Source organism: Streptomyces hyderabadensis (assembly GCF_020404845.1).
Taxonomy (GTDB): Bacteria; Actinomycetota; Actinomycetes; order Streptomycetales; family Streptomycetaceae; genus Streptomyces; species Streptomyces hyderabadensis.
On sequence record NZ_JAIOJZ010000003.1, the window covers coordinates 57,894 to 81,197 of the forward strand.

Consider the following 23,304-nt stretch of genomic DNA (forward strand, 5'->3'; position numbering starts at 1 on the left):
TGCTCCACGGTCCGGCGCGATGCGGATGTGCTGGTGATTTTGTATGCCATCAGCTTTTCCCACGGGCCGTCAGAGCACCATAAGCGGTTGCTGTGGGTCCCCGACCGTCCTTTATATGGGTTATGCAAGACTAAACGGACGCGTTGCCGTTTCCGCCGATGGCACGTCTACCCGTCCGCGGTGGCACCATGACGCGGTGACCCACGCACGACAGCACCGGATTCAGGTCGTCGCCCACCGTGGCGCCTCCGAGGAGGCCCCCGAGCACACCCTGGCCGCGTACCGGAAGGCGATCGAGGACGGGGCGGACGCCCTGGAGTGCGACGTCCGCCTCACCGCGGACGGCCACCTCGTCTGCGTCCACGACTGGCGCGTCAACCGTACGTCCAACGGCCGCGGTGCGGTGTCCGCGCTGGAGCTGGCCGATCTCGCCGCACTGGACTTCGGCGCCCGGCGCACCCGGGAGTTCTGGCGCACGCGCGACGAGCAGCCCGACTGGGAGCACCGGCCCGAGGACCGGGAGGAGACCTCCGTCCTGACCCTGGAGCGACTGCTGCAACTGGTCGCCGACGCGGGGCGGCGGGTGGAGCTGGCGATCGAGACCAAGCACCCCACGCGCTGGGCGGGACAGGTGGAGGAGCGGCTGCTGCTGCTCCTGAAGCGGTTCGGACTCGACGCCCCGGCCTCGGCGGAGGAGTCCCCGGTACGGGTGATGAGCTTCTCGGCCCGGTCGCTGCACCGGGTGCGGGCCGCGTCGCCGACGCTGCCGACGGTCTATCTGATGCAGTTCGTCTCACCCCGGCTGCGCGACGGGCGGCTGCCCGCGGGTGTCCGAATCGCGGGCCCCTCGATCCGGATCGTGCGCAATCACCCCGCGTACATCGAGCGCCTGAAGCGGGCCGGTCACCAGGTGCACGTGTGGACGGTGAACGAGACCGCCGACGTGGATCTCTGCTCCGACCTGGGCGTGGACGCCATCATCACCAACCGGCCGCGCGCCGTCCTGGACCACCTGGGCCGCTGATTCGTCCGTACCTCTTGACCCGGCGGTCCGGCTGCCCCATTCTCCGGTCTCGGCCACACCGACCAAATCCAGCCATGCGATTACGGGGAGTGCACCGGCGCGTTCGGTACGTGTTCGACCGTGTCGAATGCGTCACCGTGCGGGGATCGGCCGGTTTCCGGCTCAGGGCGATGGGGCATCCACACCGTGGCGTGGGGCGAAGGAGGTCTCGGGGGTGGCGTTGGTGGTGGCACAGGAGGTGCCCACGTCGTCGAGCATGGCCGTGCCCCATGGCCCTGCGGGCGTGGGGGAAGCGAGACACCGCATGCGTGATCAGTTGCGCAGGGGCGGAGTGGCGGAATCGGTCATCGACGACGCTGTACTGGTCCTTTCCGAATTGCTGAGCAATGCGTGCAAGCACGGCCGCCCCTTGGGCGACGCGCTGGCCGGGGACGGCGACGTCCGCGCCGCGTGGCAGGTGGACGCGAGCGGCCGGCTCCTCGTGGAGGTGACGGACGGCGGCGGCCCGACCCGCCCGGCTCCGGCGACCCCCTCGGTCACGGCACACGGCGGCCGCGGGCTGAACATCATCACGGCGCTCGCCGACGACTGGGGCGTACGGGACGACGCCCATGGTGAGGTCACCGTCTGGGTCGTCGTCCACGACGACGTGCACGATCCGGACGCCGCGCACCGGCGCGACGACTTCGCCGCCCGGATCTCGGCACCGGCGGTGTCGGAGATCCCCGGCCTGGACTTCGCGGACGCCCTCGAGGACCTGGGCTGACGCTGGTTCGGCGTCCGGGCGCCGAAGCCGACCCCGTACGGCCGGCACGGATCAGCAGAGGTCGGCATACGGCGACCAGGGCCGACCCCCGTACGACCGCAACCCCGCGGTGCCCCTGTGCCGCCGTCACCGTTACGGGGCCGTGCGGGGTGGCGAGTTGTCCACAGGCGGCCCGTCGTCCACAGGGTCCCGACGGCCGGTGTGGGAGCGGCTAGGCTCGCGCCCGTACGAGTAGAGCCGTAACCGGGAGACACCCACGATGGCCAAGAAGCGACCCCAGACGAAGGCCAAGCGGCCCCAGCTCGACGATGCCGAGGTCCCGGTCGTCGGCGCCCGCGAGCCCTGCCCCTGCGGCAGCGGCCGCCGGTACAAGGCCTGCCACGGCCGGACCGCCGCGCAGGCCACCACCGCGCTGGTGCAGCGCCCGTTCGAGGGGCTGCCCGGCGAGTGCGACTGGGTGGCGCTGCGGGAGCTGGTGCCGGCGGCCACGGTCGGGCTGACCCTGCGGGACGGCCTGCCTGAGGGCGTCCCCTCCGTCACACTGGCCACGGTGCTGCCGATGGCCTGGCCGGCCCTGCGTCGCGACGACGGCTCGGTCCTCCTCGGCCTGCAGAACGACACGGCGTCGGGCGACATCAGCCGCGACCTCGCCGACACCCTCGCGCGGGCGCTGACCGCCGACCCGGGCACCCCGGTGCAGGGCCGCCGCGCGCCGGCCGACGGGCCCCGGCTGCAGGACCTGCTCTCGCCCGAGGGCGCCTTCGAGCCGGAGGTGCACTCGGGCTTCGAGTTCTGGGTCCCGGACCCGGAGAACGCCACGCCGGACGTCACCGCCTCCCTGGAGCGCGCCAACGCCGCGGCCATCCCGACCGTCCGGCTGCAGGGCGTCGACGCCGCCTACTGGTGCGAGACGCCGGACAAGAACCACCTGCGCTGGGTCATGCCGCACGAGGAGGAGCGGCTTCTGGACGCTCTCGCCCGGCTGCACGCCGCGGGCCGGTCGTCCCTCGGCGAGGGCACCCGCCTCGTCGGCTCCTTCCGCGCCCACGGGCTCACCGTGCCGGTGTGGGACCTGCCGAGCGAGATTTCCGCGCAGGACATCGAGAAGCCGGCCGCGGAGTTCGCCGAGCGGCTCGCCGAGGCCCTGGCCACGGACGCTCCGCTCACGCACGACGAGCGCCGGGCACGCGGCGGCCTCACCAACCGGCAGGTCACACTCAGCTGACGCACAGCCGTGCGAGCCGCGTCCGGCTGACCGACCGGTCAGCCGGAGCGGTGGCTCGTGGACGGGTGACTCCGGTCACAACTCCCGGTAGGGACAGGCCAGTCGGTGACCGGAAAGCAGGAGACCGAATTTGCTAACAGCCGATCTCTTGTTACCGTTCCAGTAGCCCGGTTGCTGGTGCATCCCCCGTCGCCAGCAACCGGGTCTTTCCATGCGCCCGCTCGCGCACGCACCGCAGCCGCCGGTCAACTCCCCGTACCCGAGGGGCTTTTGGCGTCACCGAGCCCGCTGCCGTTGCCCTCGCCGTCCCGGCCGCTCTCGCCGCTCCCGGCCCGCAGCAGCAGCGGCCCGTACCCGGCCCGGCGGGCGAACTCCGCGACCGCGGTGTATCCCGCCAGGCCGCCCCGGCTCGCGTCCCCGGTGTCCTGCGGCGGCGTCTCGCAGGTGCCCGGCGCGTCCTCGACACCCACCGCACAGCTCGTCCGCACGCTGCGTCCGCCGGGTCCCATGAGGCTCAGCACGGACTCGAGCGGGCCGCCGGTGGCGTTGCGGTAGTAGGTCCGCGCCCAGGTCTCCGCCCCCCGGGTCAGTACACAGGTCTGTGCCTCGACGCCCGCGGGCGAGGTGAGTTCGGGGCCGCAGCGCGCGGCCAGTGCGGGGCCGGGCGGCAACGGTGAACGGGCAGCTGCGCCCTCGTCCGCGACGCGGTCGGCTCCCTGGGACAGGACCCCCGGCGCGAGCCCGAACCGGTCCCCCGGCTCCGCCGCAGCCCCGGCCGCGGCTGCCGACGCGGTGGCGGACGCCTTGTCGTCACCGCCCCGCGCGAGGAGCGGCACCGCCGTCGAAACCTCGGCTCTCTCGCCGTCCGCGTCACCCGGGGGCCCCGCGGACGCCACCGCGAACGGCAGTACGACCGCGCACACCACGACACCCGCGAGCCCGTACAGACGGATCCGCCGACGGTCCGGGCCGCTGCGGCGTGACCCGGTGCGGCGCGGCCCGACGGCGCGGTGCTCCCCTGCATGAAGCGGCATGCCCGGACGATAACGACCGAGGGCGGGCACGGACTCCCGCGCGCGCCGACACCCCCTACAACTCGGGCGCGCTCACACCCGTACGAGTGAGGGCGTCGACCACCGCGTCCACCACGGCCTCCACGTCGGGCACCCAGGGCGAGGCGGAGCCGGGCAGCGGAGCCCGCTCCCAGCGGACGGCCCCGGCGCCGGTCTCGGACGGGGGCAGCGCGAGGTATCCGCCCTCGCCGTGGAAGCGCAGGGAGCCGGGGACGAAGTCCTTGGCGTAGAGCAGCTCGCCCAGCTGCTCCATGGAGTACGGCCTGACCAGCAGCGACCAGCGGGTGGGCGAGGCGACGACGGGGCCGAGCCGCAGCCCGGCGCGGTCGAGCGCGGCGAGGGCGTGGGCGGCCGGCAGGGCGGGCAGGGAGACGGCGCACGGGGCGCTGCCGCCGGTGGCCATGACGATCGGCGCGGTCGGCCGGTTGGTCCACCACCAGCGCACCATGCGCGCGTCGGTGGTCGCCGCGAGGAGACCGGGGTCGAAGGGGTGGGCGCCCGGCACCGTGCACTCGGGGTCGGGGCAGGAGCAGCCTGACCGGGCCCGCGGATCCGCCGTCGCGCCCGGGAGTACGGGCCACTGCCATCGTGTCGCGTAGGTCAGGGCCGCGCCGATCAGCTCAGGCTGCCCGTCGTCGTGCGGGGACAGGAGCCTGCGTCGCCTTCCGAGGATCTCGCGCATGAGCGCTCGTTCCTTTCCGTTGCACGCCTGGCAACACCGTGGTCTCTTCACACCATGTGTCGATCACTTCGCTGTGCGTTGCTGGTGGCGCATCACACCCCTGCCGGGAGACGCCCCCACGGGGCACGTCTCCGCCAAGGGCAAGGGAAACCCCTGTGGGTCGAGCACTGACTGCGTCCGTGACGGTTCCGGCCACTGCGTCTATCAAAAGCATGGCGTGGCGCGGGGGTGGCGAAGTCTGGCGTTTTGCCGTCGCGCGTATTTCTCTCCGCCTCCGCCACGGGAGGATGGGGCACGGTCGTCGGTGGATAGGACGCCCGGGTCCGTCGCCAGGTTCCCGGTGGCCCCCAACCACCCCCGGCCTTCTCCGAGTACGTACCCATCACGACCGCTGTGACGCTCCGTGAAGCACCCCCAGTCGACCGCAACAAGCCGTCCTCTGGGGCAGTTTCAAGCCAAATTCGCTTTTCCGCAAGAGGCCGAGAAGAAGGCCGCTCACACCCCACGGACACCAGGAATCCCAGCAGGACAATGCTGGACATCCCCTTACGAGTGCGTGTACATGTGGAGACACTGCTAGCGGCGCAGAATGACATGGGGGTTTGCGATGCTTTTGAGCAGTAAGCGCCGGTCGGAAGGCCGGACGCCATGAACGCCCCGCACCCTGCGAAAGTGGCCGGAATCGATTCAACGGTCCCGTCCCCCGCACACACTGTCGCGTCCGCCGCCGCCGGCACCCCCCAGGCGGCCGAGCCCCCAACCACGGACGCCGCGGCCGCCACGGACCCCTCGGGCACTCCTTGTGCCCCCGGGGCCCTGCTCCAGGACCGGCTGGCCGGCTGGGTCTCGGACCTCACGACCCTGCACGAACTGACCGAACGCCTGCTCCGCACGGACACCCTCGCCGACGGCCTCCAGGAAGTACTGCGCGCCGGAGCCGCCCTGGTCGGCGCCCGGCGCGGACTCGTCGTGCTGGAACCGGCCGACGGACTCGGCCCCGGCACCACCGTCGGCCTCGGTCTCGCCCGCGCCGACCTCGGCCACATCGAGACCGTGCCCCGCACCTGCCTGTCCTACGGACGGATCCTGGACGGACTGCCGGTCGGCGAGGACGGCATCGCGGAACCCGACTTGTTCGCCGAGAAGTCCCTCGACCCCCGCCACCGCGAGGTCGCCGCCCGCCTCGGCTACGCCGCCAGCTATGCGCTCCCCCTGTCCGCCGAGGGCACCGGACGCCTGGGCGCCGCCGTCTGGCTCTACGACGAACCCGCCGAACCGGGTGAACGGCAGCGCCACCTCGCCGGCCTGTACGTCCGGTACGCCGCCCAGCACCTGACGCGCCTCCTGGAGGTCGAGCGCACCCGCGCGTCCATGGCCACGATGGCCGAGGAACTGCTGCCCTCCCGCCTGCCCCGGGTGCCCGGCGTGCAGCTCGCCGTCCGGCACCGCACCGGTCCGCGGGGCGGCGGCGACTGGTACGACGCCCTGCCGCTGCCGGACGCCGCACTCGGCCTCGCCGTCGGATCCGTCACCGGGTCGGGGCCCAGCGCGGTCGCCGCGATGGGGCGGCTGCGCGCCTCGCTGCGCGCGTACGCCGTGATGGAGGGCGAGGACCCGGTCGCCGTCCTGTCCGACCTGGAGCTGCTGCTGCGGCTGACCGAACCGGCCCGTTCGGCCACCGCGCTGTTCGGTTACTGCGAGCCCGCGCTGCGCCGGATCACGCTGGCCGGCGCCGGGCACAGTCCGCCCCTGCTGATCGGGCAGCGGCGCACGGAGTTCGTCGAGACCTCCGTCTCCGCGCCGCTGGGCATGCTCGCCTGCTGGGAGGCGCCCAGCGTGGAGCTGCAGGCCGAGCCGGGAGAGACGGTTCTGCTGTACACCGACGGGCTGCTGCACCGCACCGGCGACCCGGCCGACCGCGCCTTCGCCCGGCTGCACGCGGCGGCGGCCGGTGTCCCCCGGGCCGCGCGGCAGGACCCGGATGCGGTCGTCGAGCACGTCCTGCGCACCGTGCTGCCGGGCGGAAAGGCGGAGGCGGACTCCGAGGAGGACGTCGCCCTGCTGGCGGTCCGGTTCGAATAGCGGTCACTGACGCCCCGCACGCTCCGCATAACGGACGGTAGTGCAGGGACGTAACAGGCCCTTCGGCCCTGGGCCCCCTTCCGTACGACCGTACGATGGGGGGTGGTCCAGTGCCGTATCGAGGAGGATGACCGTGGCGGAGGAGCTCACCCCGGAGAACCCGGAAGCTGTGCTTGAGGACGCCGCTGACGCGGCGGGCGAAGAGCCCGTCAAGCAGCGCAAGAACGGCCTGTACCCGGGCGTGTCGGACGAGCTGGCCGAGAACATGCAGTCCGGCTGGGCCGACACGGAGCTGCACGACCTGGAGCCGATCGCCCAGGCCGCCGAGACCGCCGCCCGCCGCGCCGCCCTGTCCGCCCGCTTCCCCGGCGAGCGCCTGGTGATCCCCGCGGGCAACCTCAAGACCCGCTCCAACGACACGGAGTACCCCTTCCGCGCCTCGGTCGAGTACGCGTACCTGACCGGCAACCAGACCGAGGACGGCGTCCTGGTCCTGGAGCCCGAGGGCGAGGGCCACACCGCGACGATCTACCTGCTGCCGCGCTCGGACCGGGAGAACGGCGAGTTCTGGCTGAGCGGGCAGGGCGAGCTGTGGGTCGGCCGCCGCCACTCCCTCACCGAGGCCGGAAAGCTGTACGGCATCCCCGCCTCCGACGTCCGCGAGCTGGCCGGCGCCCTGCGCGAGGCCACCGGCCCGGTGCGCGTCGTGCGCGGCTACGACGCCGGCATCGATGCGGCCCTGACCGACAAGGTCACCGCCGAGCGCGACGAGGAGCTGCGCGTCTTCCTCTCCGAGGCCCGGCTGGTCAAGGACGAGTTCGAGATCGGTGAGCTGCAGAAGGCCGTCGACTCCACCGTGCGCGGCTTCGAGGACGTCGTGAAGGTCCTCGACAAGGCCGAGGCGACCAGCGAGCGCTACATCGAGGGCACCTTCTTCCTCCGCGCCCGCGTCGAGGGCAACGACGTCGGCTACGGCTCCATCTGCGCCGCCGGCCCGCACGCCTGCACCCTGCACTGGGTCCGCAACGACGGCCCGGTCCGCTCCGGCGACCTGCTGCTGCTGGACGCGGGCGTGGAGACGCACACGTACTACACCGCCGACGTGACGCGCACGCTGCCGGTCAACGGCACCTACAGCGAGCTGCAGAAGAAGATCTACGACGCCGTGTACGACGCCCAGGAGGCGGGCATCGCCGCGGTGAAGCCGGGCGCCAAGTACCGCGACTTCCACGACGCCGCCCAGCGCGTGCTGGCCGAGCGGCTCGTCGAGTGGGGCCTGGTCGAGGGCCCCGTCGAGCGGGTCCTGGAGCTGGGCCTGCAGCGCCGCTGGACGCTGCACGGCACCGGTCACATGCTCGGCATGGACGTCCACGACTGCGCCGCCGCGCGCGTCGAGTCGTACGTGGACGGCACGCTGGAGCCCGGCATGGTGCTCACCGTCGAGCCCGGCCTGTACTTCCAGGCCGACGACCTGACCGTGCCCGAGGAGTACCGGGGCATCGGCGTGCGCATCGAGGACGACATCCTCGTCACCGCCGACGGCAACCGGAACCTGTCCGCCGGCCTGCCGCGCCGCTCGGACGAGGTCGAGCAGTGGATGGCCGCGCTGCAGGGCTGACCCGCACCCGGCGTACGACGGCCGGGCGCCCCGTGGGGTGCCCGGCCGTCGGTCTGCCCAGGACGAGTCGACTCGTCACACCGCCACCAGCGGGGCGTTCTCGCGCCACTTGAGGACCTTGTCGAAGCTCACGACGGCCCCGGCCCGCCCCGGCGCACTGCCGATGTGGACATGGTCGGCCAGCTCCCGGATGAGACACAGGCCGCGGCCGCTCTCCGCCTCCGGGGACACCGGCCGGGCGAGGCCCTGCGGCCCGCCCGGAGCGGGGGCGGGGAAACCGGGGCCGGTGTCGGCGACCTCGATGCGGCACCGTTCGCCGTCCAGGTAGGCCGTGACGCGGTACGCCTCCCCGGGGCCGCCCGACCCGCCGTCCCCGCCGTGCTCGACGGCGTTGGCGCAGGCCTCGCTCAGCGCGACGGAGAGGTCGAAGGAGATGTCGGGGTCGACGCCCGCGGTCTCCATGGTGCCGATCAGCAGGCGGCGGGCCAGGGGGACGCTCGCAGCCTCGCGCCGCAAATGGAGTGACCACCAGATGCTCATGCTCCAGCCTCCCGGCCGCGGCTCGACATACCGATACGTATTGCCCCTCATGCCCGGGCGTAAGCGCGTCGCGCCCGTGACACCGCTCATCTGGCGGATGCGTCGCCGCCGTCGGCCGGTGTATGCGGGGCGACTCGTACCAGAGGGTGACCTTCCGCCCCGTTCCCCGTCTTCCGGTCGTACGGCATCTTGTGGACCTGCCGTACGGCGCCCATGCCGTGGGTGCGATGATGAGCCCGCCATGACTGCCCCCCACCCGCCAACGGCGCGCTCCGGACACGATCTCCGGGTCCTGCGGGCCGCGGTGTTCGCCGCGGTCTGTGTCGTGCTGGCCGCGGCGGGGCACACCCTCGCCTCCTGTGCCACCGTTCCGCTGTGGTCGCTGGGCGCGGGATTCCTCGGGGCGGTCCTGGTCGCCGTGCCGCTCGCCGGGCGCCGGCGTTCGCTGCCCGGCATCGTCGTGCTGCTCGCCGTCGGACAGACCGCGCTGCACGCCCTGTTCGGGCTCGGCCAGCACGGCACCGTCGCGGCCGGCGTCCCCGGCACGGCCGCCGCGTCCGGCGGGGCGGGCGCGCTGTCCGACGCCTCCCTGGTCCAGCAGGCCGCACGGCTGGTCTGCGGGACCACCGCGGCGGCGATCAGCCCGGCCCAGGCCGAGCGGATCCTCACCGACGCGCGGATCGCCCCGGACGTGCACACCGGCGCGGCGCACCACCCGGCCGACGTGCTGTCCGCCGGTGGCTCCGCCGCGCTGCTGCCGTCGCTGCCGATGCTGCTCGGCCACGTCCTCGCGGCCCTGGCCGCCGGCTGGCTGCTGCGGCGCGGTGACCTGGCCCTGACCCGGCTCGTCGAACTCTCGGCGCACTCGGCCCAGGCCATGGCCGAGGCGGCGCTCGTCCGCGCCCTGCGCGCGGCGCTCTCCCTGGTGCGCGCCCTGCACGCCGGACTGGCCGGGGCCCCCCGTACCGGTCCGCGTCCGCCGCGCCCCGCCCTGTGGGTGCCGCCCCGGCCCCGTACCACCGCGCTTCAGCACACGGTCGTCCGGCGCGGACCGCCGAGTGACGCGTTCGCCCTCGCCGCCTGACACGACGCGACCGCCGTCCCGCTCCGGGAGGGGCCGCCGTCGTGCGGCACGCGCGCGTGCGCGCATCCCTCCTGTCACTCGGCACCGGCTGCTCGGCACCGGTGTCCACACGAAGCGGAGTACTCCGTCCATGAAGGCTTCCCGTATCGCCGCCGCCGGCGCCGTGTCCGGCATCGCCGTCCTCGCCCTGTCCGCCCCCGCCTTCGCGCACGTCAGCGTGCAGCCGGAGGGCACGGCCGCCAAGGGCGGCTACGCGGTCGTCGACTTCAAGGTCCCCAACGAGCGCGACAACGCCTCCACCACCAAGCTGGAGGTCAACTTCCCCACCGACCACCCGCTGGCGTCCGTCATGCCGCAGCCGGTCCCCGGCTGGAAGGCCGTGGTCACCAAGGCCAAGCCGACCAAGCCGCTGGAGTCGCACGGCAAGCAGATCACCGAGGTCGTCACCAAGGTGACCTGGACCGCCGACGGCAAGGGCGTCGAGCCCGGCTACTTCCAGAAGTTCCCGGTCTCCATCGGCGCCCTGCCCGAGGACGCCGACCAGCTGGTGTTCAAGGCGATCCAGACGTACTCCAACAAGGAGGTCGTGCGCTGGATCGAGGTGCCGCAGGAGGGCCAGGAGGAGCCCGAGACCCCGGCGCCCGTGCTCCAGCTGGCCGCCGCCGAGGACGACGCCCACGGCGCGGCGGGCTCCTCGGACGCGAAGGCCGAGAACACCGGGGCGGACGCGCAGAACACCGCCGCCGACGCCTCCTCGTCGGACTCCGGCTCCGGCGACGGCAGTGACACCACCGCCCGGGTCCTCGGCATCGTCGGCATCGTCGTCGGTGCGGCGGGCGTCGGCTACGGCGTGCTGGCCGGCCGCCGACGCGACTCCGGCGCGACGGCGTAACGACGCCGCGCCGGTGCGCCGGCCCCACCTCGTCGGCGCATCCTCTCGTCCGGTGCGCGCCGGGCACCGTCCGTCGGACCTCCGACGGACCCCGGCGCGCACCGGAGCACCTCACATCTGGGACATTTTTCTATGCGCAAGAAGACGTTCGCCATGGCCGCCCTGCTCGCCGCCGCCGCTCTGACGCTGTCCGCCTGCGGCAGCGGCGCCGACAGCGACAAGCCCGTGACCGTGGTCTCCGAGGACAACAGCCAGCAGGCCGCCACCGTCCTCGACAAGCCCTTCGAGAAGCCCGACCTGGTCCTCACCGACACCCAGGGCAAGAAGTACGACCTCCGCGAGCAGACCGCGGGCAAGCCCACGCTGATCTACTTCGGCTACACCCACTGCCCCGACGTCTGCCCGCTGACCATGAACAACATCGCCGTGGCCAAGAAGCAGCTCTCCCAGGCGGAGCAGGACAAGCTCCGCGTCGTGTTCGTCAGCACCGACCCGGAGCGGGACACCCCGGCCGCGCTCGGCAAGTGGCTCAAGGGCATCGACCCGCAGATCGTCGGCCTGACCGGCGACTTCGACACCATCCAGGCCGGCGCCCGCACCCTCGGCATCTCGATCGACCCGCCGACCAAGGACAAGGACGGCAAGATCGTCTCGACCCACGGCACCCAGGTCGTCGCCTTCTCCCCGAAGTCCGACGCGGGCTACGTCCTGTACGGCGAGGACGCCACGGTCGACGACTACACCAAGGACCTCCCCAAGCTCATCAAGGGGCAGAACCCGTGAGGCGGCCCGCGGGAGGGGCGGCAGGGCGCCGTCCGGCCCTCGCCGCCGTCGCGGTGATCGGCGCCCTCGCCCTCGCGGGCTGCGGCGGCTCGGACTCCGACTCCGGTTCCGCGGACTCCGGCGCCGAACTCTCCGTCGGCTCCGCCTACATACCGCAGCCCGTCTCCGACTCGATGGCGGCCGGTTTCCTCACGATTACCAACGAGGGCGGCACCGCGGACGAGCTGACCTCCGTCACCAGCGAGGCCGGCGAGGTCACCGTGCACGAGACCGTCGACGGGACCATGAAGGAGGTCGACCGCCTCGAGGTCCCCGCGCACGGTCAACTCGTGTTCAAGAGCGGCGGAAACCACCTGATGTTCGAGAAGCTGAAGCAGCAGCCGAAGCAGGGCCAGTCCGTCACCGTCGAACTGCACTTCGCCCACTCCGGCCCCGTCACGGTCGAGTTGCCCGTGAAGGCGGCCACCTACCAGCCCACCGCCGGACACTCCGGGCACTCCGAAGACCCCGGACACTGAGGGAGGGACCACCTTGACGCAGACCATCGCCCCGCGCGTCCGGACCCTGGTGCTGCTGCTCCTGGCCGCGGCCTGCGCGCTGCTGGCCGGCGCCGGACCGGCCGCCGCGCACGCCGCGCTGACCGGCAGCGACCCCCGGGAGGGGGCGGTGGTCGACAAGGCTCCGGCCCAGGTGTCGCTCACCTTCTCCGAGTCGGTCTCGATGGACGACGACTCGCTGCGCGTCCTCGACCCCAAGGGCAAGCGCGTCGACTCCGGCAAGCCGTCCGGCACGGGCGGCACGACCTACGCCGTGAAACTGCACGCCGGGCTGCCCGACGGCACGTACACGGTGACCTACCAGGTCGTCTCCGCCGACAGCCACCCGGTCTCCGGCGCCTACACCTTCTCCGTCGGCGCCCCCTCCGAGACCTCGGTCACCGTTGCCGGGCAGGGAGCCGGTGGCGGGCTCGTCGGCGGGCTGTACGGCGTCGGACGGTATGTGTCGTACGCCGGTTTCGCCGTGCTGGTGGGCGGCGCCGCCTTCGTCCTCGTCTGCTGGCCGCGCGGCTCCGGGGTGCGCGTCGTACAGCGGTTCGTCGTCTCGGGCTGGCTCGCGCTGACCGCCGCCACCCTGCTGCTCCTCCTGCTGCGCGGTTCCTACACCGGCTCCGGGAAGGTCGCCGACGTCTTCGACCTCGGCCTGCTCGGGGAGGTGCTGCAGACCAAGTCCGGCGCCGCGCTGGTCTCCCGGCTGCTGCTGCTGGCGGCGGCCGCGCTGTTCATCGCCGTGCTCTTCGGCGCGTACGACAAACGGGAGGACGAGGAGAGGAGGGACCTCGCCTTCGGGCTCGCGGTCGGCGGCAGCGTCGTGGCGGCGGGCCTCGCGGCGACCTGGGCGATGTCCGAGCACGCCTCCGTCGGCCTCCAGGCCGGACTCGCCATGCCGGTCGACGTCGTCCACCTGATCGCCGTCGCCACCTGGCTCGGCGGACTGACCGCGCTGCTCGTCGCCCTGTACCGGGGCCCGGCGGACACCCCGGTCCCCGCCCTCGCCGTACGCCGGTTCTCGCGCGTCGCCTTCGGCAGCGTGATCGCGCTGGTGGCGACCGGCACGTACCAGTCCTGGCGCCAGCTCGGCTCCTGGACGGCCTTCACCGACACCCGGTACGGACAGCTGCTCCTCGTGAAGATCGGGCTCGTGGCGGTACTCGTCGGCGTCGCCTACTTCTCGCGCCGGTGGACGGCGCAGCTCGCGGAGGCGACGCCCGCCGTGGCGGGGGCCGCGCGGGGCGCGGCGAAGGCGGCCGGGACGACGGCCGGGAAGGCTTCCGCCAAGGCGGCGGAGCGAGGGTCCGGGAAGGCCTCCGGGAAGACGGCGGAGAGCGGGTCCGCGAAGGACTCCGCGGAGGGGAAGGGCTCGGCGAAAGCGAAGGTCGCCGAGAAGGACTCCGCCGAGGAGAAGGGCTCGGCGAAGGCGAAGGTCGCCGAGAAGGTGCCCGGCGCGGCGAAGGGTGGTTCCGGCAGCTCCCAGCGGGCCGCCCAGCTCGCCCGGCAGCGCGCGGCCGTGGACGCCGCCCGGCAGAAGCGGCAACGGGACGCCGACCCGAACCGCTTCGGACTGCGCCGCTCCGTGCTCGCCGAGGCGGGCATCGCCGTCGTCCTGCTCGTCGTGACCACCGTCCTGACCCAGACCGAGCCGGGCCGCACCGAGGAGGAGGCCAAGGCCGCCGGCACGTCCGCCGCCGCCGACTCCGCCCCCGCCACGGGCGCGGTGACGCTGGACATGCCCTTCGACACCGGGAGCCAGAACGGCAAGGGCGTCGTACGGGTCGAACTCGACCCCGCCCGGGTGGGCGCCAACGACCTGCACCTCTACGTCGAGCGCCCGGACGGGACCGCCTTCGACATCCCCGAGGTGAAGGTGGCCCTCACCCAGAAGGCCAAGGACATCGGGCCGCTGCCCGTCGCCCCCGACCACATCACCACCGGCCACTGGTCGGCGAGCGGAGTACAGATCCCGATGGCCGGCGACTGGGAGGTTGCCGTCACCGTGCGCACCTCCGACATCGACCAGGTCACCATCTCCAAGAACGCGCAGATCGGCTGAACCGCACCATGCCTGACCAGTCCAACCAGGCGGTCCCCTCGGTCCCCTCGGGCCCCGAGATCCCTGGGAACGCCACCGCACCCGAGGGCATCTCACGACGGCGGATGCTCGGCACCGCCGGCGCCACCGGGCTCGTCCTCGGGGTGGCGGGCGCCGCCGCCGGCTACGCCGCCGCGCCCTCCTCCGCCGCCGCTCCCCTCACCTCGCTCGGCAGCGAGCGGGCGATGTTTCACGGGAAACATCAGCCCGGCATCACCACCCCGATGCAGGCCCGCGGCCACCTCGTCGCCTTCGACCTCGCGGCCGGGTCCGGCCGCAAGGAGGCCGCCGCGCTGCTGCGCCGCTGGTCGGAGACGGCCCGGCGGCTGATGGCGGGCGAGCCGGCCGGAACCCGTGACACGGATGTGGCCCGGGACGCCGGACCCGCATCGCTGACCGTCACCTTCGGTTTCGGGCACAGCTTCTTCGGCCGGACCGGTCTCGACGAACAGCGCCCGGCCGCCCTCGATCCGCTCCCCGACTTCTCCTCCGACCATCTCGACAAGAACCGCAGCAACGGCGACCTGTGGGTGCAGATCGGCGCCGACGACGCCCTGGTGGCCTTCCACGCCCTGCGCGCGATCCAGCAGGACGCCGGGACGGCGGCCCGTATCCGCTGGCAGATGAACGGCTTCAACCGCTCGCCCGGCGCCACCGCCCACCCCATGACCGCCCGGAACCTGATGGGCCAGGTCGACGGCACCCGCAACCCGAAGCCCGCCGACGCCGACTTCGACGAGCGGATCTTCGTGCCGGAGGCGCCCGGGTCCGGAAAGGCCGGGCCCGTCTGGATGGCGAACGGCTCCTACGCTGTCGTACGCCGCATCCGGATGCTCCTCGACGACTGGGAGAAACTGTCCCTCAAGGCCCAGGAGGACGTCATCGGGCGCCGCAAGTCCGACGGGGCACCGCTGTCCGGAGGGAGCGACGCCACCGAGACGACGGAGATGGACCTGGAGAAGACGGACGCCTCCGGGAAACTCGTCGTTCCCATCAACGCCCACGCGCGCATCACCCGCCCCGACCAGAACGGCGGCGCCGCCATGGTCCGCCGGCCCTTCTCGTACCACGACGGCTTCGACGCCGACGGCGTCCCGGACGCCGGGCTGCTCTTCATCTGCTGGCAGGCCGATCCGCTGCGGGGCTTCGTGCCCGTGCAGCGCAAGCTGGACCGGGGCGACGCGCTGTCGCAGTTCATCCGGCACGAGGCGAGCGGCCTGTTCGCGGTGCCGGGCGGGGCGTCCGAGGGAGAGTACGTGGGCCAGCGGCTGCTGGAGGGGTGAATCCGGCAGCACGTCACCCCGCGGAGGGGCTTGTGCCGGAGGCGTGAGCCGGGCGTGCCGCGGCCCATTAGGGTGAGGACATGTCAGCCAGTTACGCGTATCTCGGCCCTGAAGGCACCTTCACCGAAGTAGCCCTGCGCACCCTCCCGGAGACGGCGACCCGGGAACTGGTCCCGTACGTCTCCGTGCAGTCCGCGCTCGACGCGGTGCGCACCGGCGAGGCCGAGGCCGCGTTCGTGCCGATCGAGAACTCCGTCGAGGGCGGCATCACCACCACCCTCGACGAGCTGGTCGCCGGCCAGCCGCTGATGATCTACCGCGAGGTGCTGCTCTCCATCACCTTCGCGCTGCTGGTCCGCCCCGGCACCAAGCTGTCGGACATCAAGACGGTCACCGCCCACCCGGCCGCGCAGCCCCAGGTGCGCAACTGGATCAAGGCGCACCTGCCGGACGTCGCCTGGGAATCGGCCGCCTCCAACGCGGACGGCGCCCGCCTGGTGCAGGAGGGGCGGTACGACGCGGCCTTCGCCGGTGAGTTCGCGGCGGAGCGCTACGGCCTGGAGGTGCTGGAGGCCGACATCCACGACGCGGAGAACGCCCAGACGCGTTTCGTGCTGGTGGGCCGGCCGGCCCGGCCCGCGGCACCGACCGGGGCGGACAAGACGTCCGTCGTGCTCTGGCAGCGCGACGACCACCCCGGCGGCCTGCGCGACCTGCTGGGCGAGTTCGCCACCCGGGGCATCAACCTGATGCTGCTGCAGTCCCGCCCCACCGGTGCCGGCATCGGCAACTACTGCTTCTGCATCGACGCCGAGGGGCACATCTCCGACCGCCGGGTGGCCGACGCGCTGATGGGCCTGAAGCGGGCCTGCCTCCAGGTGCGCTACCTCGGCTCGTACCCCCGCGCGGAGGTCGGGCCGGCCGATGTGGACGCGCTGCGGCCGGGCACCTCGGACGAGGCGTTCGTGGCGGCGGCGGACTGGGTGGCGCGCTGCCAGGACGGCCGGTTCTGACCGTCGGTTCCGACCGTCTGGTTCCGGCCATCGGTTCCGGCCATCGGAAACGACCGACCGTCCTATCTGCCGATTTTCGTTGTCCACAGGAGTTATCCACAGGTCCGCTTCTCGACCTGGGGACAAGTCGACAACGAACCGGCATTCAGTCGACATATCCCCCTACGGCATCCCACTTCGCCCACAGAGGGCCAGGTCACCCTTCGTCCACCTGTTTCTTGCACCCCATACTCCGGAGTGACACCCAGTGCCCCGTTTCCACTCGAAAGTGCGGGCGTGAAGGGTTTGGACAGTCCGACTCCACGAATTGGGAATGATCACTTCCGTGCATCCACAGATCTTTCGCACACCCTGTGGATAACTTTTCCGGGCTGTGGATTCCTGTGGACGGCGGTGCCTCAAGTCCCGTTCTCCACAAGGAAATCCGGTCAACCCGGCGCCCGTGCGGCGCCTCGTTCCGGGGATGCCGCAACGTCTCATTGACCGGTCGAACGGGACGGGCGGCCCGCGTACGGCAATAGTCGGTCGAGAGCCCCCATCCCGCACCGGTAGCCTTGACCGCGTGATTGACCTTCGCCTGCTCCGTGAGGACCCCGACCGTGTGCGCGCGTCGCAGCGCGCCCGTGGAGAGGACGTCGCGCTCGTCGACTCCCTCCTGTCCGCCGACGAACGGCGCAGGTCGTCCGGCGTCCGTTTCGACGAGCTGCGTGCCGAGCAGAAGGGCCTCGGCAAGCTGATCGGCAAGGCCACCGGGGACGAGAAGGCCGAGCTGCTCAAGCGGGCCGAGCAGCTGAAGACCGACGTCAAGGCCGCTGACACCGAGCGTGACGCGGCCGACGCCGAGACCCAGGAGCTGCTCCAGCGGCTCGGCAACCTCGTCCACCCCGACGTGCCCGTCGGCGGCGAGGAGGACTTCGTCACGCTGGAGACGCACGGCACGCACCGCGACTTCGCCGCCGAGGGCTTCGAGCCCAAGGACCACCTGGAGCTCGGCCAGCTGCTCGGCGCCATCGACGTGGAGCGCGGCGCCAAGGTCTCCGGCTCGCGCTTCTACTTCCTGACCGGCGTGGGCGCCCTCCTGGAGCTGGCGCTGGTCAATGCGGCGATCGCGCAGGCCACCGCGGCCGGCTTCACGCCGATGCTGACCCCGGCGCTGGTGCGCCCGCAGTCGATGGCCGGCACCGGCTTCCTCGGCCAGGCCGCCCAGGACGTCTACCACCTCGACAAGGACGACCTGTACCTGGTCGGCACCTCCGAGGTGCCGCTCGCCGCGTACCACATGGACGAGATCCTGGACGCCGACCGCCTGCCGCTGCGCTACGCCGGCTTCTCGCCCTGCTTCCGCCGCGAGGCGGGCTCGCACGGCAAGGACACCCGGGGCATCTTCCGCGTGCACCAGTTCGACAAGGTCGAGATGTTCTCCTACGTCCTGCCCGAGGACTCGCAGGCCGAGCACCAGCGCCTGCTGGAGTGGGAGAAGCAGTGGCTGACGTCGCTGGAGCTGCCGTTCCGGGTGATCGACGTGGCCTCGGCCGACCTGGGCGCCTCGGCCGCGCGCAAGTACGACTGCGAGGCGTGGATCCCGACCCAGGGCAAGTACCGCGAGCTGACCTCGACCTCGGACTGCACCGAGTTCCAGTCCCGGCGGCTGTCGATCCGCGTCCGCGAGGGCAAGAAGGTGCGCCCGCTGGCCACGCTCAACGGCACGCTGTGCGCCGTACCGCGCACGATCGTGGCGATCCTGGAGAACCACCAGCAGGCCGACGGTTCGGTCCGGGTGCCCGAGGTGCTGCGCCCGTACCTGGGCGGCCGGGAGGTCCTGGAGCCGGTGGCCAAGTGAGTGACACCGGCACCGCCGCGGTTCCCGGCACCGGATCCGCCGGGGGCTTCCCCTACCGGCTGATCGCCACCGACCTCGACGGCACGCTGCTGCGCGGCGACGACACGATCTCGCAGCGCACCCGGGACGCGCTCGCCGCGGCCACCGCGGCGGGCGCCGCCCACATCGTGGTCACCGGCCGGGCGGTGCCGTGGACCCGGCACATCCTGGACGACCTCGGCTACGACGGGCTGGCCGTCTGCGGTCAGGGCGCGCAGGTCTACCACGCCGGGGAGCACCGGCTGCTGACCTCCGTGACCCTGGACCGGCAGCTGGCCGGGGTGGCGCTGGCCAAGATCGAGGCGGAGACCGGCCCGCTGTACCTGGCGGCCAGCCGGGACGGCCTGGAGGGCGACGTGCTGGTCGGCCCGGGCTACGCGGTCGGCGGCGACCTGCCCGCCGTGCCGTTCACCGACGCCTCGGACCTGTGGTCGGCGCCGCTGAACAAGATCTACATCCAGCATCCGACCCTGTCCGACGACGAACTGGCCGAGGCGGCCCGGAGCGCCGCCGGCGGCTTCGTCACCGTCGTCATGGCGGGAGCGGGCGTCGTCGAGCTGCTGCCCCTGGGACTGTCCAAGGCCACGGGGCTGTCGCTGGCGGCCCGCCGGCTCGGTCTGAGGGCGGCGGACACGATCGCCTTCGGCGACATGCCCAACGACATCCCGATGTTCGGCTGGGCGGCCCGGGGCGTGGCGATGGCCAACGCCCACGAGGAGCTGAAGGCGGTGGCCGACGAGGTGACGTCCACCAACGACGAGGACGGCATCGCGGTGGTGCTGGAGCGGCTGACGGCCTGAGGCCGGACCGGAGGCTGCGGCCTCAGTCCCAGGGGCTGCGACTCGGCCCCGGCGCACGGTCCGGACGGCGTCGGCGTCCCCGTCGGTCGGCCCACGCGGGGCGTCCCGCGTGCTCGAAGCGGCCTCCCGTCACACCGTCGCCGTCCGGCCTCGTGCATCCCCCACAGTGCCGTCACGGGAAGCCGGGCGCCACCGATTAAAAGGGGACGTACGACTTGAAAGTGGCGCACGCCGCGTTACCGACGGGCCGGGGTCACTCCTCCCCGGCCAGCGTCAGCGACCGCAGCTTCTGGCCGGCGTACCAGGTGGCGAGCACGGTCACCGCGGCGAGCAGCACCGTCGCGGTCGGCAGACCGACGTCGGAGGTCACCAGGTTCCCGTCGGCGACCTTCTGGGCCACCGCCAGCGACCACTGCTGGACGCTCAGCGTGCGGGCGCCCGGCACCAGGGAGCCGAACAGTGCCTCCCAGACCAGGGCGTAGACGAGCCCGAAGACCACCGCGTGCCGGGACACGGTGCCCAGCAGCAGGAACAGCGCGGCGTAGGCGATGGAGGCGACCAGCGCGGCGATCGTGTAGGCGACGGCGACCTGCTGGCCGTTGCCGTTGAGGATCAGGCCGGCGAGCAGCGTGGGCACGGCGGAGAAGACCATCGTCACGGCTATGGCGACGATCAGCTTGGTGAAGATGATCGTCGGCCGCTTGATCGGCTTGGACAGCAGGTACACCACCGAGCCGTCGTCGATCTCGGGGCCGATGGCGCCGGTGCCGGCGATGACGCCGATGATCGGCACCATGGTGGCCAGGGCGAAGCCGCCCAGCACGTCCGTGGTGGTCTGGTCGTCGGCCCCGGCGAGCGCGCGCACCGCAACGGCGATGACGAGCAGCAGCAGGGGGAGCGCGCCCAGGATGAGGGCCCGGCGGCGGCCGAGCAGGGCCCGGTAGGTGAGCCGGGCGACTGTGGGGTCGTACATTCTTCGGCCTCCTACGCCGCGACGAGATACGAGAAGACGGACTCGAGGGACTCGTCCGACGGCGAGACCGTGAGCAGCCGGATGCCGTGGTCGCGGGCGACCTTCGGCAGCAGCGCCGTGAACCGGCCGAAGTCGACGGCCTGGATGCGCAGGGCGCCCTCGGCGAGGTCGACCTCGATGCCGGACGTCGACGGGTCGGCGATCAGTGCCGCCGCGAGGGCCCGGTCGTCGCTGGAACGCACCAGGTAGCGGTGCGGCCGGTCGGTCATCAGGCGGCGGATCTTGCGGAAGTCGCCGCTGGCCGCGTGGCGCCCGGCGACGATGACCTCAATGTGCCAGGCGAGCTGTTCGACCTCTTCGAGGATGTGCGAGGAGAACAGCACGGTGCGGCCCTCGTCGCCCATGCGCCGCAGCAGGTCCATCAGCTGCATGCGCTGGCGGGGGTCCATGCCGTTGAACGGCTCGTCGAGCAGGAGCAGCGACGGCTGGTGGACCAGGGCGGAGGCCATCTTGACGCGCTGGCGCATGCCCTTGGAGTACGTGGCGATCTTGCGGTCCTGGGCGTAGGCCATCTCCACGGTGGCGAGGGCCTCGTCGGCCGCCTTGGCACCCAGACCGTGCAGCTCGGCGTTGGCGAGGACGAACTCGCGGCCGGTGAGGAAGTCGTACATCGCCTCCCGCTCGGGGACGATGCCGATGTGCTTGTAGATGTCCTCGTTGCGCCAGACTGGCTGGCCGTCAAGGGTGACGCTGCCGGTGGAGGGGGCGAGGAAGCCGCCCATCATGTTGATGAGGGTGGACTTTCCCGCACCGTTCGGGCCGAGCAGGCCGGTGACGCCGGGGCCGATCGTCATGGTGATGTCGTTGACGGCGACCACGTTGCCGAACCAGCGGGAGACGTGGTCGATGTTCAGCGTGGTCACAGTCCCACCTTCTGGTAGCGGCGCATCAGCAGGCCGTAGCAGCCGGCGATCAGGCCGAGGGTGACGAGGACGTAGACGGCGCCCACACCGTTGCTCGGGCCGACCCCGCCGGGGAAGGCCGAGGTGGCCCCCAGGAAGGCGGACTGCACTCCGTCGATGAGGGTGATCGGCGAGAACAGGCCTATCCAGGCGACGGCTCCGGAGCTGCTCTGGACGTCCGCGATGGCCTGGAGCGTGGAGACCGCGCCGTAGGTGATGGTCAGGACGGCGATGACGGCCGCGATGCCGAAGCCGCGGCGCGGGGTGACCGAGGCCACGACCAGGCCGAGGCCGGCGAAGAGCAGGGAGAGCAGTGCCACGGAGACCAGTCCCTGGGCGAACCCCTTGGTCTGGTCCGCGAATTCGAGTTTGGCGAGCAGCGCACCCACGTAGAGCACCAGCAGCGGTGCGGCGGTGAGGATGAACAGGGCGGAGGCCAGCGACGCGTACTTGGCGCGGACGTAGTCGGAGGTCTCGATCGGCCGGGAGAAGTAGAGCGGCACGGTCTTGAAGCGCAGGTCGCGTGAGACGGACTGGGGGGCCTGGGACGCGACGTAGAGGCTGATGACGGCCTGCAGGATGATCGCGTAGCGCGTGTAGTCCACGGGCAGGTCGTTGGCCTTGGTGGCGACGGCGACCGCGACCATGATGGCCGCCGGGAGGCACATCACCACGAACAGCAGCATCGGCAGCACCTTGGACTTGGCCGAGCGGCCGAGGCCGTAGGCGCCGCGCAGGGACTGCGAGTACAGCGAGCGGCGGGCGTAGGCGCGGCCGAGGCGGGGACCGTCGTAGCTGCGGTAGCCGATGTTGTGGATGCGGGTCTGATCACCCGGCACCGTGGCTGTGGGCTGTTCAGCTGCCATGGCCGACCGCCTCCTTCCGTGCTGCGTCGTTGTCGGTGAAGACCTCCGAGATGTGGTGGCGGCGCTGCTCCATGCGGACCAGGCCGAGGCCGAGGTCGGCGATGACGTCGCGGACCAGGTCGTAGGTCTCCTCGCCCGCCGAGGTGAGCAGCAGCACGTGGCCGGCGCCGGGCAGGCCGCTGCCGTCCTCGACGGTGACCCCGCGCGCGTCGAGCGCGTCGCGCACCGCGCGGGTGCCGTCGGGGTGTTCGTCGGTGTCGGTGACCTCGATCGCGAGGGTCGTGGTGGTCTGGGTGAAGTCCGTGGTGGAGCTGGAGCGCAGCAGCTTGCCGCCGTCCACGACGACGACGTGGTCGCAGGTGCGTTCCAGCTCGCCCAGCAGGTGCGAGGTGACCAGGACGGAGATGCCGAAGTCGGTGTGGATGCGGCGGATGAGGCCGAGCATCTCGTCGCGGCCGACCGGGTCGAGGCCGTTGGTCGGCTCGTCGAGGAAGACCAGCTGGGGGTCGTGGACCAGGGCCTGCGCGAGCTTCACGCGCTGCTTCATGCCCGTCGAGTAGCCGCCGATGGGGCGGTAGCGCTCCTCGTACAGGCCGACGTGGCGCAGGGTGTCGGCGGTGCGCTCGCGGGCGGCGGTGGGCGGCAGGCCGGACATGCGTGCCATGTGGACGACGAACTCGGTGGCCGAGACGTCGGGTGGCAGGCAGTCGTGCTCCGGCATGTAGCCGACCCGCTCGCGGATGTCGGCGCCCTTGGTGGCGACATCGAGTCCGAGCACTTCGGCCCGGCCCTCGGTGGCGGGAGACAGACCCAGCAGGATCTTGATCAGGGTGGACTTGCCGGCGCCGTTGGCACCGACGAGTCCGGTCACACCGGGTCCGACGTCCACGGAGAGCCGGTCGAGCGCGGTCACCCGGGGGAACCGCTTGCTCAGGCTTTCGGTCGCGATCACAGTCACATCCACGACAGTAGTGACGCCCGCCACTGCGGTCGTCAGACCGCAGAGCCGTCTTCGCGTCAGACTCGAGTAGTACGGGCCCGTAGGGGATGCCGTACCTGAGAGCCACGGCGCGGGCTTCGTGGGCGGCGCAAGTCGCCCGTCCGGCACCTTCC

21 protein-coding genes are annotated in these 23,304 nt (G+C 72.2%); 14 read left to right on the plus strand and 7 right to left on the minus strand.

Annotation, left to right across the window (positions count from 1 at the left end; all coding sequences use genetic code 11):
- Positions 1 to 196: 196 nt before the first annotated feature.
- The 3 genes from K7854_RS03870 to K7854_RS03880 all read left to right on the plus strand — a co-directional run bounded on the left by K7854_RS03870 (position 197) and on the right by K7854_RS03880 (position 3,015).
- A complete protein-coding gene (locus K7854_RS03870) occupies positions 197 to 1,024 on the plus strand; it encodes a glycerophosphodiester phosphodiesterase (RefSeq protein ID WP_226024927.1) in 828 nt (275 codons plus the stop codon).
- A 127-nt stretch (positions 1,025 to 1,151) separates the two neighbouring features.
- Positions 1,152 to 1,790, plus strand: coding sequence for an ATP-binding protein (locus tag K7854_RS03875; protein ID WP_226024928.1), 639 nt, complete (start codon positions 1,152 to 1,154; stop codon positions 1,788 to 1,790).
- Positions 1,791 to 2,049: 259 nt separating this feature from the next.
- Positions 2,050 to 3,015 (plus strand): DUF5926 family protein, encoded by a 966-nt coding sequence (locus tag K7854_RS03880; protein WP_226024929.1) that lies wholly within the window; start codon positions 2,050 to 2,052, stop codon positions 3,013 to 3,015.
- 245 nt (positions 3,016 to 3,260) lie between these two features.
- Here K7854_RS03880 and K7854_RS03885 read toward each other — a convergent pair whose 3' ends face one another.
- The gene (locus tag K7854_RS03885; protein WP_226024930.1) at positions 3,261 to 4,049 is read right to left on the minus strand and encodes a hypothetical protein; all 789 of its coding nucleotides are present in this window, start codon (positions 4,047 to 4,049) and stop codon (positions 3,261 to 3,263) included.
- 55 nt (positions 4,050 to 4,104) lie between these two features.
- Positions 4,105 to 4,770 (minus strand): bifunctional DNA primase/polymerase, encoded by a 666-nt coding sequence (locus K7854_RS03890; protein ID WP_226024931.1) that lies wholly within the window; start codon positions 4,768 to 4,770, stop codon positions 4,105 to 4,107.
- A 648-nt stretch (positions 4,771 to 5,418) separates the two neighbouring features.
- Here K7854_RS03890 and K7854_RS03895 point away from each other — a divergent pair.
- Together K7854_RS03895 and K7854_RS03900 are read left to right on the plus strand one after the other, a co-directional pair.
- Entirely contained in the window at positions 5,419 to 6,852 is a 1,434-nt protein-coding gene (locus K7854_RS03895) for a PP2C family protein-serine/threonine phosphatase (RefSeq protein WP_226024932.1), read from the plus strand.
- A 133-nt stretch (positions 6,853 to 6,985) separates the two neighbouring features.
- Complete coding sequence (locus tag K7854_RS03900) at positions 6,986 to 8,470, plus strand: aminopeptidase P family protein (RefSeq protein ID WP_226024933.1); 1,485 nt, start codon at positions 6,986 to 6,988, stop codon at positions 8,468 to 8,470.
- A gap of 75 nt (positions 8,471 to 8,545) precedes the next feature.
- Here the strand turns inward: K7854_RS03900 and K7854_RS03905 are convergent, their stop codons facing one another.
- The gene (locus K7854_RS03905; RefSeq protein ID WP_226024934.1) at positions 8,546 to 9,010 is read right to left on the minus strand and encodes an ATP-binding protein; all 465 of its coding nucleotides are present in this window, start codon (positions 9,008 to 9,010) and stop codon (positions 8,546 to 8,548) included.
- A gap of 241 nt (positions 9,011 to 9,251) precedes the next feature.
- On the opposite strand from K7854_RS03905, the gene K7854_RS03910 reads away from it, so the two are divergent.
- The 9 genes from K7854_RS03910 to K7854_RS03950 all read left to right on the plus strand — a co-directional run bounded on the left by K7854_RS03910 (position 9,252) and on the right by K7854_RS03950 (position 19,390).
- Positions 9,252 to 10,094, plus strand: coding sequence for a hypothetical protein (locus K7854_RS03910; RefSeq protein ID WP_226024935.1), 843 nt, complete (start codon positions 9,252 to 9,254; stop codon positions 10,092 to 10,094).
- Positions 10,095 to 10,224: 130 nt separating this feature from the next.
- Positions 10,225 to 10,986, plus strand: a complete 762-nt coding sequence (locus tag K7854_RS03915; protein WP_226024936.1) for a YcnI family copper-binding membrane protein — start codon at positions 10,225 to 10,227, stop codon at positions 10,984 to 10,986.
- A 132-nt stretch (positions 10,987 to 11,118) separates the two neighbouring features.
- Entirely contained in the window at positions 11,119 to 11,769 is a 651-nt protein-coding gene (locus K7854_RS03920) for an SCO family protein (protein ID WP_226024937.1), read from the plus strand.
- Positions 11,766 to 12,287 carry a copper chaperone PCu(A)C gene (locus tag K7854_RS03925; RefSeq protein WP_226024938.1) on the plus strand — a complete coding sequence of 174 codons (522 nt, stop codon included), beginning with the start codon at positions 11,766 to 11,768 and terminating at the stop codon, positions 12,285 to 12,287. The genes K7854_RS03920 and K7854_RS03925 overlap by 4 nt, the downstream gene beginning before the upstream one ends.
- A gap of 13 nt (positions 12,288 to 12,300) precedes the next feature.
- Positions 12,301 to 14,376: a copper resistance CopC/CopD family protein gene (locus tag K7854_RS03930; RefSeq protein ID WP_226024939.1), complete on the plus strand. Its 2,076-nt coding sequence runs from the start codon at positions 12,301 to 12,303 to the stop codon at positions 14,374 to 14,376.
- Positions 14,377 to 14,384: 8 nt separating this feature from the next.
- Positions 14,385 to 15,698 carry an iron uptake transporter deferrochelatase/peroxidase subunit gene (gene efeB / locus K7854_RS03935; RefSeq protein WP_226024940.1) on the plus strand — a complete coding sequence of 438 codons (1,314 nt, stop codon included), beginning with the start codon at positions 14,385 to 14,387 and terminating at the stop codon, positions 15,696 to 15,698.
- A gap of 80 nt (positions 15,699 to 15,778) precedes the next feature.
- A complete protein-coding gene (gene pheA / locus K7854_RS03940; protein ID WP_226024941.1) occupies positions 15,779 to 16,711 on the plus strand; it encodes a prephenate dehydratase in 933 nt (310 codons plus the stop codon).
- A 562-nt stretch (positions 16,712 to 17,273) separates the two neighbouring features.
- Positions 17,274 to 18,551 (plus strand): serine--tRNA ligase, encoded by a 1,278-nt coding sequence (gene serS, locus K7854_RS03945; protein ID WP_226024942.1) that lies wholly within the window; start codon positions 17,274 to 17,276, stop codon positions 18,549 to 18,551.
- Complete coding sequence (locus tag K7854_RS03950; RefSeq protein WP_226024943.1) at positions 18,548 to 19,390, plus strand: HAD family hydrolase; 843 nt, start codon at positions 18,548 to 18,550, stop codon at positions 19,388 to 19,390. Before serS ends, K7854_RS03950 begins: the two co-directional genes overlap by 4 nt.
- 253 nt (positions 19,391 to 19,643) lie before the next feature.
- On the opposite strand, the gene K7854_RS03955 is transcribed toward K7854_RS03950, so the two are convergent.
- From K7854_RS03955 to K7854_RS03970, 4 genes are read right to left on the minus strand one after another with little or no spacing between them, the layout of a single operon-like run.
- Entirely contained in the window at positions 19,644 to 20,363 is a 720-nt protein-coding gene (locus K7854_RS03955; RefSeq protein ID WP_226024944.1) for an ABC transporter permease subunit, read from the minus strand.
- Positions 20,364 to 20,374: 11 nt separating this feature from the next.
- The gene (locus tag K7854_RS03960) at positions 20,375 to 21,286 is read right to left on the minus strand and encodes an ABC transporter ATP-binding protein (RefSeq protein ID WP_102932619.1); all 912 of its coding nucleotides are present in this window, start codon (positions 21,284 to 21,286) and stop codon (positions 20,375 to 20,377) included.
- Positions 21,283 to 22,191, minus strand: coding sequence for an ABC transporter permease (locus K7854_RS03965; protein WP_226024945.1), 909 nt, complete (start codon positions 22,189 to 22,191; stop codon positions 21,283 to 21,285). The genes K7854_RS03960 and K7854_RS03965 overlap by 4 nt, the downstream gene beginning before the upstream one ends.
- Positions 22,181 to 23,143, minus strand: coding sequence for an ABC transporter ATP-binding protein (locus K7854_RS03970; protein WP_226025082.1), 963 nt, complete (start codon positions 23,141 to 23,143; stop codon positions 22,181 to 22,183). Before K7854_RS03970 ends, K7854_RS03965 begins: the two co-directional genes overlap by 11 nt.
- Positions 23,144 to 23,304: the final 161 nt, after the last annotated feature.